Annotated in this window: 11 protein-coding genes; 8 read left to right on the top strand and 3 right to left on the bottom strand. The window is 65.8% G+C overall.

What is annotated here, in order from left to right; genetic code table 11:
• Positions 1–257: 257 nt before the first annotated feature.
• Genes AC5QAH_RS13265 through fdnG form a run of 3 tightly spaced genes read right to left on the bottom strand, consistent with a single transcriptional unit; the run spans position 258 to position 4,898 of the window.
• Complete coding sequence (locus AC5QAH_RS13265) at positions 258–905, bottom strand: formate dehydrogenase subunit gamma (RefSeq protein WP_099559969.1); 648 nt, start codon at positions 903–905, stop codon at positions 258–260.
• Positions 902–1,819, bottom strand: coding sequence for a formate dehydrogenase subunit beta (gene fdxH, locus AC5QAH_RS13260; protein WP_010484042.1), 918 nt, complete (start codon positions 1,817–1,819; stop codon positions 902–904). Before fdxH ends, AC5QAH_RS13265 begins: the two co-directional genes overlap by 4 nt.
• Before the next feature lie 10 nt (positions 1,820–1,829).
• Complete coding sequence (gene fdnG / locus AC5QAH_RS13255; RefSeq protein WP_152906408.1) at positions 1,830–4,898, bottom strand: formate dehydrogenase-N subunit alpha; 3,069 nt, start codon at positions 4,896–4,898, stop codon at positions 1,830–1,832.
• Between the two features lie 291 nt (positions 4,899–5,189).
• On the opposite strand from fdnG, the gene gmk reads away from it, so the two are divergent.
• The 8 genes from gmk to AC5QAH_RS13215 all read left to right on the top strand — a co-directional run bounded on the left by gmk (position 5,190) and on the right by AC5QAH_RS13215 (position 14,507).
• A complete protein-coding gene (gene gmk, locus AC5QAH_RS13250) occupies positions 5,190–5,855 on the top strand; it encodes a guanylate kinase (protein ID WP_010484044.1) in 666 nt (221 codons plus the stop codon).
• Between the two features lie 110 nt (positions 5,856–5,965).
• Positions 5,966–6,265 carry a DNA-directed RNA polymerase subunit omega gene (gene rpoZ / locus AC5QAH_RS13245; protein WP_005410877.1) on the top strand — a complete coding sequence of 100 codons (300 nt, stop codon included), beginning with the start codon at positions 5,966–5,968 and terminating at the stop codon, positions 6,263–6,265.
• Positions 6,266–6,370: 105 nt separating this feature from the next.
• Entirely contained in the window at positions 6,371–8,533 is a 2,163-nt protein-coding gene (locus tag AC5QAH_RS13240) for a RelA/SpoT family protein (RefSeq protein WP_010484045.1), read from the top strand.
• 196 nt (positions 8,534–8,729) lie between these two features.
• Positions 8,730–9,116: a RidA family protein gene (locus tag AC5QAH_RS13235; protein WP_005410875.1), complete on the top strand. Its 387-nt coding sequence runs from the start codon at positions 8,730–8,732 to the stop codon at positions 9,114–9,116.
• A 7-nt stretch (positions 9,117–9,123) separates the two neighbouring features.
• A complete protein-coding gene (gene recG / locus AC5QAH_RS13230) occupies positions 9,124–11,235 on the top strand; it encodes an ATP-dependent DNA helicase RecG (RefSeq protein ID WP_019338766.1) in 2,112 nt (703 codons plus the stop codon).
• Between the two features lie 428 nt (positions 11,236–11,663).
• A complete protein-coding gene (locus AC5QAH_RS13225) occupies positions 11,664–12,602 on the top strand; it encodes a nucleoside hydrolase (protein ID WP_043400344.1) in 939 nt (312 codons plus the stop codon).
• Between the two features lie 88 nt (positions 12,603–12,690).
• Entirely contained in the window at positions 12,691–12,933 is a 243-nt protein-coding gene (locus tag AC5QAH_RS13220) for a type B 50S ribosomal protein L31 (protein ID WP_010484049.1), read from the top strand.
• Between the two features lie 296 nt (positions 12,934–13,229).
• The gene (locus AC5QAH_RS13215; protein WP_019338763.1) at positions 13,230–14,507 is read left to right on the top strand and encodes a citrate synthase; all 1,278 of its coding nucleotides are present in this window, start codon (positions 13,230–13,232) and stop codon (positions 14,505–14,507) included.
• Positions 14,508–14,784: the final 277 nt, after the last annotated feature.

Raw genomic sequence — 14,784 nt, 5'->3', positions numbered from 1 at the left:
CGGTCGTTGCCATGTTCATCGTGTCGACCAAGGTCGACACCCACCAAGAGCAGCTCATGCCATTCCGACAGCAGCGGGAAACTGTCGAAGGCGGGGTGGGTCCGGTTGCGGGGGTGTCCGCGGCATGGATGCCGCGGCCAAGCCCCCAAGGACGGGTTTACGGCGTCCCCCGCAACCGGACCCACCCCGCCTCTCCAAGGCAGCCAGCTTTTGACGTTGACGTTGCCTCTGCGGGTGCAGGGCCGCAGGCCCTGCCGCTACCCCTCTTCCCGGCGCCCGCGCAGGATGTCCCGGAACCACTGCCGGTGATGCTTGTACGCCCACCCGTAGGTCACCTTGCCCTGGGTCATCGCCCGCACCGACCCCTTGATCCAGATCGCCGCATAGATGTGCACCACGATCGCGCAGATCAGCACCCAGCCGAACAGCGCATGGGCAAGTACCGAGAAGCGGATCACCCCGATCGGGAAGAAGTGGCTGAAGTACTGCCGCCAGATCACGAAGCCGGTCAGCAGCAGCGCCGACAGGCTTCCGATGATGGCCCAGAACAACAGCTTCTGGCCGGCATTGAAACGGCCCACCGGCGGCAGCTTCTCATCCTCGTTGCGCAGTACATCGCGCATGCCGCGCATCCACGCGCGGTCGTCGGCGGTCGGCAGGTTATCGCGCCACATGCGGAAGGCCAGCAAGGCAAAGCCCACCACCATGGCCAGGCCAACGAACGGGTGCAGGATGCGCGTCCACGGTCCACCACCGAACAGCTGGGTCAAAGGGAACAGAGCAGGGTGGAACAACGCCAACCCGGACAGCGCGGTCAGCACGAAGCAGATCGCCACGATCCAGTGATTGATGCGGGTCGGCGCACGGTAGCGGATGATCTGGCGCGGATGCGGGGCGTACTTCATGGCCGCTGCTCCTCTTCGATCTGCTTCGCCTCGTGTTCGGCTTCCTCTTCTTCCTCGTCATTGACCGTGTTGCGGCCGATGCCGATGTAATGCAGGAAGCCGGCGAAGGCGGTGGCGGCGATCGCCAGCACGCCCAGCGGCTTGGCCACGCCCTTCCAGACCTCCACCATCGGGCTGATGCGTGGGTCCTTGGGCAGATCGGCGTACAGCTCGGGTTTGTCCACATGCTGCAGCACGTACATCACGTGGGTGCCACCCACGCCCTGCGGGTCGTACAGGCCGGCGTTCTCGTAGCCGCGCGATTTCAGGTCTTCCACACGGCCGGCCGCATGTTCGGTCATCGCCTGCTTGCTGCCGAAGGTGATCGCGCCGGTCGGGCAGGTCTTCACGCAGGCCGGTTCCTGGCCCACCGCCACCCGGTCCGAACACAGCGTGCATTTATAGGCCTTGTGGTCCTTCTTGGAAATGCGCGGCACGTCGAACGGGCAACCGGTCACGCAGTAACCGCAGCCGATGCAGTTTTCTTCCTGGAAGTCGACGATGCCGTTGGCGTACTGGATGATCGCGCCGGGCGATGGGCAGGCCTTGAGGCAGCCCGGATCGCTGCAGTGCATGCAGCCTTCCTTGCGGATCAGCCACTCCAGCTTGCCCTTCTCGTCCTCGTACTCGCGGAACTTCATCACCGTCCACGACTGGTCGCTGAGGTCCGGCGGATTGTCATAGCTGCCAACGCAGCTGCCCACTTCGTCGCGCAGGTCGTTCCACTCCATGCACGCGACCTGGCAGGCCTTGCAGCCGATGCATTTGCTCACGTCGATCAGTTTGGCGACCTGGCCGGTGTGCGCGCTGCGCGCCTGTGGCGAGGGCGTGGTGGTGGCCGAGCGGCGGATGATGTCCAGCGATTGCAGTGACATGGCGTGTCTCCTACACCTTCTCGACCTTGACCAGGATGCACTTCGATTCGGGCGTCTGCGAGTTGCCGTCACCGATGGCGTTGGTCAGCGTATTGGCGATGTAGCCGGGTTTGGCCGCACCGAGGAAACCCCAGTGGATCGGAATGCCCACCTGGTGCACGGTCTTTCCATCGATCTGCAGGGCCTTGATGCGCTTGGTCACCATCGCAACGGCTTCGATATGGCCGCGCTTGGAACTCACGCGCACGCGGCTGCCGTTGTTGATGCCCAGCTCGTCGGCCAGTGCAGCACCGATTTCGACGAACTGTTCGGGCTGGATGATGGCGTTGAGCTTGCCGTGCTTGGTCCAGAAGTGGAAATGCTCGGTCAGGCGGTAGGTAGTGGCCACGTGCGGGAACTCGTCCGGCGAACCGATCTGGGCACGGTCGCTGGCGAACACGCGCGCGGCCGGGTTGTTGAGCGTCTGCGCCTGGCCCGGGCTGAGCGGGTTGCTGCGCAGCGGAGTATCGAAGGGCTCGTAGTGCTCCGGGAACGGGCCTTCGGCCATGCCGGCCTTGGCGAAGAAGCGCGCGATGCCTTCCGGGTTCATGATGAACGGGCCCATGCCGCCGGCCGGGTCTTCGTCGGCCTTGAAGTCCGGCACGTCCACGCTGCCCCAGTTCTTTCCGTTCCAGGCCAGCAGCGTGCGCCGCGGATCGAAGGGCTGGCCGGCCACGTCGCACGAGGCGCGGTTGTACATCACGCGGCGGTTGGCTGGCCACGCCCAGGCCCAGCCCAGCGTGTTGCCGATGCCGGTGGGGTCGCTGTTGTCACGCCGCGCCATCATGTTGCCGGTCGGGCCCCAGGCACCGATGTAGATCCAGCAGCCAGAGGCGGTGCTGCCGTCGTCGCGCAGGTCGCCGAACGCAGCCAGCTGCTCGCCGGCCTTGCGCACCAGTTTGGTCGGGTCCTTCGGATCGAACACGTCGGCCAGCGCCTTGCCGTTGTATTCCATCGCCAGTTCTTCCGGCGTCGGCAGTTCCGGGTTGGAATACTTCCAGGCCAGATCACGCACCGGCTCCCACCACGCACCGCCGTCCTTCTCGTACATCGCTTTGATGCGATGGAACAGCTCGGACATGATCTCGATGTCGCTGCGCGCTTCGCCCGGCGGATTGGCCCCCTTCCAGTGCCACTGCAGCCAGCGCGAGGAGTTCACCACCGCGCCGTTCTCCTCGGCGAAGGAGGTGGTCGGAAGCCGGAACACTTCGGTCTGGATCGCGCTCGGGTCGACGTCGTTCAGCGCACCGTGGTTCTGCCAGAACGCGATGGTCTCGGTTTCCAGCGGGTCCATGCTGACCATGAACTTCAGCTTGGAGAACGCACTGATCAGCTTGCCCTTGTTCGGCGCCGAGGCCAGCGGATTGAAGCCCTGGCAGATGTAGCCGTGGATCTTGCCTTCGTTCATCAGCTCGTACGCCTGCAGCATGTCGTACGGCTTGTCCAGCTTGGGCAGATGGTCGAAGCACCAGTTGTTGTCGGCGGTGGCAGCATCGCCCCACCACGACTTCATCAGGCTGACGTGGAACTTCGGGTAGTTCTGCCAGAACGACATCTGGTTGGCGCGCAGGGGCTTCTGCGTGCGCTTGGCGATGTAGGCGTCGTAGTCCTGCTCGTCCTGCTTCGGCAGCGTCAGGTAGCCAGGCAGCAGGTCGGACATCAGGCCGATGTCGGTCAGGCCCTGGATGTTGGAATGCCCGCGCAGCGCGTTCATGCCACCACCGGCCACGCCGATGTTGCCCAGCAGCAGCTGCACCATGGTGCCGGCACGCACGTTCTGCGCACCGATGGAGTGCTGCGTCCAGCCCAGCGCGTACAGGATGGTCATCGCCTTGTCCTTGCCGGCGGTGGACGCGATCATCTCCCAGACCTGCCGGATGCTGTCGGCCGGCGTGCCGCAGATGCGTTCGACCATCTCCACGGTATAGCGCGCGTAGTGCTGCTTGAGCAGGGTGTAGACGCAGCGCGGGTCCTGCAGCGTCGGGTCGCTGCGCACGAAGCCATCGTCACCGTAGGCGTAGTCCCAACTGGAACGGTCGTAGCTGCGCTTCTCTTCGTTGTAGCCCGAATACAGGCCGTCCTTGAAGGCGAACTCGTCCTTCACCAGGAACGACATGTCGGTGTAGTTCAGCACGTACTCGTGCTGGATGCGGTCCTCGGTCAACAGGTAGTTGATCAGGCCGCCCAGGAACACGATGTCGGTGCCGGTGCGGATCGGCGCGTACACGTCGGCCACCGCAGCCGAGCGGTTGAAACGCGGATCGACCACAATCAGCCGGGCCTTGTTGTGTGCCTTGGCCTCGGTCACCCATTTGAACCCGCACGGATGCGCCTCGGCGGCATTGCCACCCATGATCAGGATCAGGTCGGCATTCTTGATGTCGACCCAGTGATTCGTCATCGCACCACGGCCTAGCGTCGGGGCAAGACCTGCCACCGTCGGGCCGTGTCAGACACGTGCCTGGTTGTCGAATGCCAACATGCCAAGGGAGCGGACGACCTTGTGGGTCAGCACCGCGGTTTCATTGCTGGTGGCCGAGGCTGCCAGCATGCCGGTGGTCAGCCAGCGGTTGACCGTCTGCCCGGCCTCGTTCTTCTGCACGAAATTGGCATCGCGGTCTTCCTTCATCAGCCGTGCGATGCGGTCCAGTGCATCGTCCCAGCTCAGCCGCTTCCACTCGTTCGAGCCCGGCGCGCGGTACTCGGGGTAGAGCAGGCGCGACTTGCTGTGGATGATGTCGGCCAGGCCGGCACCCTTCGGGCACAGCGTGCCGCGGTTGACCGGATGGTCCGGGTCGCCTTCGATATGGAAGATGCTCGGCTCGGCGTTCTTGGCGCCATCGCCGAGGCTGTACATCAGGATGCCGCAGGCCACCGAACAGTAGGTACAGGTGTTGCGGGTCTCGGTCGCGCGGGTCAGCTTGTACTGCCTGACCTCCGCGAGCGCGATGCCGGGCGCGAAGCCCATCAGTGCCAGACTGGAGCCGACCAGGGTTGTCCCGGTCACTTTCAGGAACTGGCGGCGGCTCATCGATGGCATGCCGTTCTCCTGGGATGGCGGGGAGGCGCAGGCCTCCGGGCTGTCGTTGGGTACGGCCCGGTTATAGCACAGGCCCCCGCACGCCCATGTGGCACAAGGCCCGGCGCCTGCCGGGCGGGCGCGCAACGGGGCGGCTCTGGTAAAGTTGCGTGCCCGCACCCCGGGGAAAGCGTCTGCCGGGCCTGGTTCCAGGATGTTCCGCGCAGCCCCCGCCGTCCTGGCGCGATCCTCCGCGCCGGATCTGGAACATCGAGGAAAAATTTTGCGAAATCAACCCGTTGGATCCCCCGCATGAGCGCACCGTCGAAGCCGTCGGAGGCCGTTGCGCGCGGCACGCTGTACATCGTTGCCGCCCCGTCCGGTGCCGGCAAGAGCAGCATCGTCAATGCCACCCTGGCGCGTGACCCGCAGATCGCCCTGTCGATCTCCTTCACCTCGCGTGCGATGCGCCCGGGTGAAGTGAACGGCCAGCACTACCATTTCGTCTCTGCGGAAAAGTTCGAGGAAATGATCGCCGCCGGCGACTTCTTCGAGCATGCCTGGGTGCATGGCGACTGGAAGGGCACCGCCCGCCAATCAGTTGAACCGCAGCTGGCCGCCGGCCAGGACGTGCTGCTGGAGATCGACTGGCAGGGCGCGCAGCAGGTGCGCCAGCTGGTGCCGGGCACGGTCACCGTGTTCATCCTGCCGCCGTCCAAGCAGGCCCTGCAGGACCGCATGCGCAAGCGCGGCCAGGACAGCGAGGCGGTCATCGCCCAGCGCCTGGGCGCGGCCCGTGACGAGATGCTGCACTTCAACGAGTTCGACTACGTCATCGTCAACGAGGTGTTCGACACCGCCGTGGACGAGCTGTGCGCCATCTTCACCGCCAGCCGCCTGCGCCGGGAGGCCCAGAAGGTCCGCCACGCCGGCCTGATCCAGGCCCTGTTGACCCCTGATTCGGGCGCAACTGACTGATTCCAAAAGAATCGGGTGAGGGTTGGCTTGATTTTGTCCAGCCCCTGCCAGTACACTCCGTCCCCTTTCCCTCATTCGACTGAGCGGCCGACCGGTCGCCGGGAGCCCGTATGGCCCGCATCACCGTAGAAGATTGCCTGGAAGTCGTTAACAACCGTTTCGAACTGGTCATGATGGCTTCCAAGCGTGCCCGCCAGCTCGCCAACGGCGTGCAGGCCACGCTGGACAACAGCGAGACCGAGGACAAGCCGACCGTGCTGGCGCTGCGCGAAATCGCCGCCCGCAAGATCGACAACGCGCTGATCGACGAAGTCGAGAAGGCCGAGCGTGAGCGCGCCGAGCGCGAAGCGCTGGAGTGGGCCGCCGCCGAAGTGGTCGCCGACGAAGACATGTCCAAGAACGACGATTGATCGCATCGATCAACGTCATTGCTGGATCGCCGAACAGCCCGCCCCGTGCGGGCTGTTTCGCATTCAGGATTTGCCGTAAACGTCGCGCTGGAATAGGCTTCGGGCATGAACCCAGGCCCCACTGCCAAGGTCGCCGCAGCCCCCGCTGCCGCCGTACCCGACTACGTCCTCCAGCTTGAACGCGCCGCCCATTACCTGCCGCCGGAACAGCTGCCGCTGTTGCGCCGCGCCTGGGAAGTCGGAGCCGCCGCGCACGCTGGGCAGACGCGCAAGTCGGGCGAGCCCTATATCACCCATCCGGTGGCCGTGGCCCAGGTGCTGGCCGAGCTCGGCCTGGACGTGGAAGCGCTGATCGCCGCGATCCTGCACGACACCATCGAAGACACCCCGCTGACCCGTGAGGCGCTGGCTGCCGAGTTCGGCGAAGCCGTGGCCGAACTGGTCGACGGCGTGACCAAGCTGGACAAGCTGAAGTTCCGCGACCGCCAGGAAGCGGCCGCCGAGAGCTTCCGCAAGATGCTGCTGGCAATGTCGCGCGACCTGCGCGTGATCATGATCAAGCTGGCCGATCGCCTGCACAACATGCGCACGCTGGGCGCGCAGAGCCGCGAAGCGCGCGGCCGCATCGCCCGCGAGACGCTGGAGATCTATGCGCCCATCGCCCAACGCCTGGGCATGAGCCTGGTCAAGAGCGAGTTGCAGAACCTGGGCTTCAAGGCGCTGTATCCGTGGCGCCACGCGATCCTGGAAAAGCACATCCGCAGCCAGCCGGTGGTACGCCGTGAAGCGCTGGCACAGGTGGAAGTTCAGCTGTCGCAGCGGCTGGCGAAGGAAGGCATCGAGCACCGCCTGGTCAGCCGCATCAAGACGCCGTGGAGCATCTACAACAAGATGCGCGACGAGAACAAATCGTTCGACCAGGTGATGGACGTGTTCGGCTTCCGCCTGGTCGTGCGCAGCGTGCCCAGCTGCTACCACGCGCTGGGGTCGGTGCATGCCACCTTCAAGCCGCTGGATGGCCGCTTCCGCGATTTCATCGCCATTCCCAAGGCCAATGGTTACCAGTCGCTGCACACGGTGCTGTTCGGGCCGTATGGCTCGCCGATCGAAGTGCAGATCCGTACCGAGGAAATGGACCTGATCGCCGAACGCGGCGTGGCCGCGCACTGGACCTACAAGTTCGGCGGCGATTCACCCAACAGTGCGCAGAGCCGTGCGCACGCCTGGATCGTCGAACTGATCGATTCGCAGCGTGCTGCCGGTTCCTCGCTGGAGTTCCTCGACAACGTCAAGGTCGACCTGTTCCCGGACGAGGTCTACCTGTTCACCCCGAAGGGCAAGATCCTGGCGCTGCCGCGCAACTCCACCGCGCTCGATTTCGCCTACGCCGTGCATACCGACGTCGGCAACATGGCCGTGGCCTCGCGCGTGGACAAGAAACTGGTGCCGCTGCGTACCAAGCTGGTGTCGGGCCAGTCGGTGGAGATCATCACCGCACGCTCGGCCACGCCGAAACCGCAGTGGCTGGAATTCGTGGTCACCAGCAAGGCGCGCACCGCCATCCGCCACCAGCTCAAGCAGCTGGAGCACGAGGACGCCGTGCAGCTGGGCCACCGCATGCTCGACCGCGCGCTGGAAGCGATGGATTCGTCGCTGGAACGGCTGCCGAAGGGGCGCCTGGATGCGTTCCTGGCCGAGCATCGTTTCCCACGCCTGGAGGCGCTGCTGGCCGAGGTCGCACTGGGCAACTGGATGCCGACCCAGGCCGCGCAGGCGCTGATGGCCTACGCCGAACTGCGTGGCGGCCCGCATTCGCGCCACCACTCGCAGGAAAAGATCCTGATCAACGGCAGCGAGCGCGGCGTGGTCACCTTCGCCGGCTGCTGCCAGCCGATTCCCGGCGACGAGATCATGGGCTACCACACCGCCGGCAAGGGCATCGTGGTGCACCGCATGGACTGCCCGAACCTGGCCGAACTGCGCAAGTCGCCCGAGCGCTGGGTGCCGATCGGCTGGGACACCACCGTTTCCGGCGACTACGACACCTCGCTGGTGGTGGAAGTGGAGAACGGCACCGGCGTGCTGGCGCAGCTGGCCGCCGCCATCGCGCAGAGCCATTCCAACATCGAGCGCGTGGATTACCTGGACCGCGACTTCAACGCCGCCGTGCTGGCGTTCAACATCCAGGTACGCGACCGCAACCACCTGGCCGAAGTGATGCGCCGCCTGCGCCGCCTGTCGGTCGTGCAATCGGTACGCCGGCAGTAGAGCCACGCCATGGGTGGATGCTTTCTGTAGAGCCGAGCCCATGCTCGGCTGCTCCAGCCCGAGGCAGCCGAGCATGGGCTCGGCTCTACAGACGGCGCATCACATGACCGGATTGCCGTAGATCCACGCCATGCGTGGATGCACCCCCACCCGGTACAATCACCGCTCTGTTTTCCCCCAAGCACCGGAGCGACCCATGTCCCGCCAGATCATCAACACCGAAAAGGCTCCCGCCGCCATCGGCCCGTACTCGCAGGCCGTGCGCGCCGGCAACACCGTGTACTTCTCCGGCCAGATCCCGCTCGACCCGGCCACCGGCGACATCGTCGGCGCCGGTGACGTCGAAGCACAGGCCCGCCGCGCCTTCGACAACCTCAAGGCCGTGGCCGAAGCCGCCGGCGGCTCGCTGGACAAGGTCGTGCGCCTGGGCCTGTACCTGACCGACCTGGGCGAGTTCGCCAAGGTCAACGCGGTCATGCAGGACTACTTCCAGGCCCCGTACCCGGCCCGTTCCACCATCGAAGTCTCCGGCCTGCCGAAGGGCGCCAACTTCGAGGTCGACGCGGTGATGGTCATCGACTGACCGCCACGTGGCACGCAAGGCGGCGGTCACCCCGGTCCTGTCACCGTCCGGCGAAGCATCCCTGGCGATGCTCGCGGGCGTCGGTCCGGCCGTGGCCGCCAAACTGCAGGCGCGTGGCCTGGCCACCCTGCAGGATCTCTGGCTTCACCTGCCGCTGCGCTATGAAGACCGCACCCGGCTGACCCGCATCGAAGACCTGCGTAACGGCGTGCCGGCGCAGGTGGAAGGGCGGGTGGTCGCGGTCGAGCGCGGCATGCGCTACCGGCCGATGCTGAAAGTGGCAGTGGAAGACGAAGGGCGGGGCACCCTGGTGCTGCGCTTCTTCCACTTCCGCCAGCAGCAGGTCGGCCAGTTCGCGGTCGGCAACCGGCTGCGCTGCTTCGGCACGCCCAAACCGGGCCAGCTCGGCCTGGAAATCGTCCACCCCAGCTACCAGGTACTGGGCCGCAACGACGATCCCGAACTCGGTGACCGCCTCGACCCGGTGTATCCCACCGTCGAAGGCGTCGGCCCGATGACCATGCGCAAGCTGATCGGCCAGGCGCTGGACCGCCTGCCCGAGGAAGGCACGCTGGAACTGCTGCCCAGCGGCTGGCTCGATGGCCTCGGCCTGCCGTCGCTGCGCAGTGCGCTGCTGACCGTGCACCGGCCGCCGCCGGATGCCGACCTGGCCGCACTGGCCGCCGGCACTCATCCAGCGCAGCGTCGCCTGGCGATGGAAGAGCTGCTGGCCCACCACCTCAGCCTGCGTCGCCAGCGCATCGCGCTGCAGGCGCACCATGCACCGCCGCTGGCCGGCCCCGGCAAGCTGGCCAAGGCATTGCTGAAGCAGCTGCCGTTCGCCCTGACCGGCGCACAGGCGCGCGTGTTCAAGCAGATCCGCGAGGACCTCGCGCGCCCCAGCCCGATGCTGCGGCTGGTGCAGGGCGATGTCGGCTCCGGCAAGACCGTGGTCGCCGCGCTGGCGGCGATGCTGGCGGTGGAGCAGGGTAAGCAGGTCGCATTGGCCGCCCCCACCGAACTGCTGGCCGAACAACATCTCAACAATCTGCGCGGCTGGCTGGAACCGCTCGGCGTGCGCATCGCCTGGCTGGCCGGCAAGGTCACCGGCAAGGCGCGCGCCAAGGTGATGGAGCAGGTCGCCAGCGGCGAAGCGCAGGTGGTGGTGGGTACCCACGCGCTGATGCAGGAGGCGGTGGTGTTCCAGGATCTCGCCCTGGCCATCGTCGACGAGCAGCATCGCTTCGGCGTGCACCAGCGGCTGGCGCTGCGTGACAAGGGCGCAGGCGGCAACAGCGTGCCGCACCAGCTGGTGATGACCGCAACGCCCATTCCGCGCACGCTGGCGATGTCCGAGTACGCAGACCTGGATGTCTCGGCCATCGACGAACTGCCGCCGGGCCGCACCCCGGTGCAGACCGTCGCATTGAACAACGATCGTCGCCCGGAGCTGATCGAGCGCATCGCCCTGGCCTGCCAGGAAGGGCGGCAGGTGTACTGGGTGTGCACGCTCATCGAGGAAAGCGAAGAGCTGGACGCCACGCCCGCGCAGGCCACCTACGAATCGCTGCAGGCGCTGCTGCCCGGCGTACGCGTGGGGCTGGTGCATGGCCGCCTGAAAGCCGCCGAGAAGCTGGCGACGATGGTCGCGTTCAAGGCCGGCGACATCGATCTGCTGGTGGCGACCACGGTGATTGAAGTGGGCGTGGATGTGCCGAACGCCTCGCTGATGGTGATCGAGAACGCCGAGCGCCTCGGCCTGGCCCAGCTGCACCAGCTGCGCGGCCGCGTCGGTCGTGGTTCGGCGGTATCGCGCTGCGTGCTGCTGTACCAGGCGCCGCTTTCGCAGATGGCACGCGAGCGCCTGCAGACCATGCGCGAAACCAACGATGGTTTCGTCATTGCCGAAAAGGATCTGGAACTGCGCGGCCCCGGCGAACTGCTCGGCACCCGCCAGACCGGCCTGGCCGGTTTCCGCATCGCCGACCTGGCCCGCGATGCCGGCCTGCTGCCCGGCGTGCACGACCTGGCCGAGCGCCTGCTGGCCCAGCAACCCACGCTGGCCGACCGCGTGGTGCAGCGCTGGATCGGCACCGCCGTGCGTTACGCCTCGGCCTGATCCCTGTAGAGCCGAGCCCATGCTCGGCTGCCGTTCGCGCTGCGCGCGTGAATCGAGCATGGCTCGACTCTACAGACATCGCTTTCGATCATTTCCATCTTCATCCACGCATTGCGTGGATGTGTCGACCAAGGTCGACACCTACCAACAGCGGTAGCGATCTGTCGAAGGCGGGGTGGGTCCGGTTGCGGGGGTGTCCGCGGCATGGATGCCGCGGCCAAGCCCCCATGGACGGGTTCACGGCGTCCCCCGCCACCGGACCCACCCCGCCATACCCCAGGAAACCAGCTTTCGACGTTGCTGTTGCCGTTGCCGTTGCTCCTGCCTCTGCGGGTGCAGGGCGCAGCCCTGCCAGAACCCCAACACCCCGTACTTGCAACGGTCATCAACCCGGTCCACACTTCGTTGCCGATCTGAAGACGGCAACGATGACCCACAAGATCCCGCTGTTGATCGACACCGACCCCGGTGTGGACGACGCCCTGGCCCTGCTGATGGCCTTCGCCGATGAACGGCACGACGTGGTCGCCCTGACCATCGCCGCCGGCAATGTCGGCCTCGAATACACCGTCCGCAACGCCCTCAAGCTCTGCGACATCGTCGGCCGCGCCGACGTGCCGGTGTTTGCCGGCAGCCCGGATCCGCTGCTGCATCCCTCCGTCGACGCTGCCCACGTGCATGGCCGTGACGGCTACGGCGACGTGGACCTGCCGCCGCCGAGCCGCCAGGCCGAAGCCGAGCACGCCGCGCTGGCCATCCTGCGCCTGTCGCACGAGCACGCCGGCGAACTGATGCTGGTGATGCTCGGCCCGCTGACCAACCTGGCCCTGGCACTGAAGCTGGACCCGACCCTGCCACAGCGCATCAAGCGCATCGTGGTGATGGGCGGCGCGGTCACGTGCCACGGCAACATCACTCCGGCGGCCGAATTCAACATCGCCTTCGACCCGGAAGCGGCGCACGTGGTGTTCACCTCGTTCAAGCACCTGCTGGTGTCGGACTGGGAGGCTACCGTCGCCCATGGCCTGCCGCTGCAGGATGCCGAGAAGTGGCTGCAGGCCGATTCCGATCGTGCCCGCTTCTACGAGCTGATCTCGCGCAAGACCCGTGGCCTGTCCGAAGACAGCAAGGGCGGCCGCTGGTACACCGCCGATGCGGTGGCCATGGCCTGGGCGCTGAACCCGGAAGGGCAGCTGCAGGTGGAATCGCGTCCGCTGAACGTGGAACTGAACGGTACGTTCAGCCGCGGTGCCACCATCGTCGACTGGAACCGCCAGACCGGCCAGCCGGACAACTGCGATCTGCTGATGGCCTACGACCAGCAGCGTTTCGAGGCCCTGGTGCGCCAGGCCCTTGGCGCGGACTGAAGCCGATTGACCCGCACCGGTTGCCCCGAGCGGCAACCGGTGCTTATAATGCCGCTCTTGACCACCAGCCCATTTACGGTGTGAGCCCATGAAGGCCGATATCCATCCGAACTACCGCGACGTCGTCTTCCATGACGTCACCTCCGATTTCAAGATCCTGACCCGCTCGACCATGGCGACGAAGGAAACCATCAAGTGGGAAGACGGCAACGACTACCCGCTGGTGAAGGTTGAAATTTCCTCGGCTTCGCACCCGTTCTACACGGGCAAGCACAAGGTCATCGACACCTCGGGCCGTATCGACAAGTTCCAGAAGCGCTACGCGCGCTGATCTGTCGATCCAGCTTCGAACCGACGGCCGCGCTCTGCGCGGCCGTTTGTTTTTCCCCAACGCCAACCCAACGGGCGTTTGGATGGACGGAACACTGCGTTCGTGTGACAACACTTTTGCCGATCCGGGCCGCTCAACGGCCGGCGTCTGGTCGCCTGTCGTATACGACTTCTGTCTAGCGCCGGGCAAATGCTGCTGTGCGATAATGACCTGATCCCCGGCACAGGCCGAGGACGTCATTCACGTGCCTGACCAATGCGCTTGGGCAGGCGCCTTCCCATGAAGGAGCGCACACAGTGTCCGATCTTGATCAGGTCACGCTCAACGCCGGCGATAAGTCGGTCGTTCTGCCCGTCATCAAACCCACCCTTGGCAACGACTGCGTCGACATCGCGAAGCTGACCAAGGAAACGGGGTATTTCACCTACGATTCCGGCTTCACCGCGACGGCCAGCTGCAAGTCCGCCATCACCTACATCGACGGCGACAAGGGCGTGCTGCTGTACCGCGGCTACCCGATCGAACAGCTGTCGGAAAAGTCGAGCTACGTCGAAGTGGCCTACCTGCTGATCAACGGCGAGCGCCCGAGCGCCGAGCAGCTGAAGGCCTTCACCGATGAGCTGGCTGCCGAAGCCAACGTCGACGATTCGATCAACACCCTGATCGGCAGCTTCGCCAAGGATGCTCATCCGATGGCCATCCTGACCGCCGCCATCGCGCAGCTGTCGGGCATCTATCACGCCTCGCTGGACCTGTCCGACGCCGAACAGCGCCGCCAGGCCGCCGTGCGCCTGATCGCCAAGGTGCCGACCCTGTCGGCGCTGATCTACCGCCACGGCAAGGGCCTGCCGGCCAACAAGCCGGACACCTCGCTGGACTATGTCAGCCGCTTCCTGAAGCAGACCTTCGAGTCGGCTGACGGCCAGTACGACCTGAACCCGGACGTGGTCAAGGCGCTGGACCTGCTGTTCATCCTGCACGCCGACCACGAGCAGAACGCCTCGACCTCGACCGTGCGCCTGGTCGGTTCGACCGGTGCCAACCCGTACGCGTCGGTCGCCGCTGGCGTCACCGCGCTGTGGGGTCCGGCCCACGGCGGTGCCAACGAAGCCGTGCTGAAGATGCTGGAAGAGATCGGCACTGCCGACAACGTCGAGTCCGCCGTGGTCAAGGCCAAGGACAAGACCTCCGGCTTCCGCCTGATGGGCTTCGGCCACCGCGTCTACAAGAACTTCGACCCGCGCGCCAAGGTCATCGGCGAGATGACCAGCAAGGTGCTCAAGCAGCTGGGCGTGCAGGATCCGCTGCTGGACGTGGCCGTGAAGCTGGAACAGGCCGCGCTGCAGGACGAGTACTTCGTCGCCCGCAAGCTGTACCCGAACGTCGATTTCTACAGCGGCATCATCTACAAGGCGCTGCAGATCCCGACCGAGATGTTCACCGTCATGTTCGCCCTGGGCCGTACCTCCGGCTGGGTGTCGCATTGGCTGGAACAGCAGGTTGATCCGGAGATGAAGATCGGCCGTCCGCGCCAGGTCTACACCGGCAGCGACGTGCGCGACTACCAGGGCTGATCGCCTGCCGTAGTTCGTGATGAAACGCCCCGCATCCGCGGGGCGTTTTTTTTGCGCGGACCTGGTAGGTGCGGACCGTTGGTCCGCACGATATCGGCACCCGCGAAAAACCATCCACGCATGGCGTGGATCTACCACCGCATCCGCCTCCGGTAGGTGCCAACCTTGGTTGGCACGCGCTTCATCGCGCAAAGACCGCGTGATTCAAGGGTCTCGCCAGCTTCACGACCGCTCGCGCAGCCTCAGGACGCCAGCTGCATCCGCAGCACTTGAAATG

It is taken from the genome of Stenotrophomonas sp. YJH_SMC_43, from assembly GCF_059372535.1.
The sequence above is the reverse complement of the archived record's forward strand: the minus strand, read 5'-3'. Positions and strand labels throughout refer to the sequence as shown.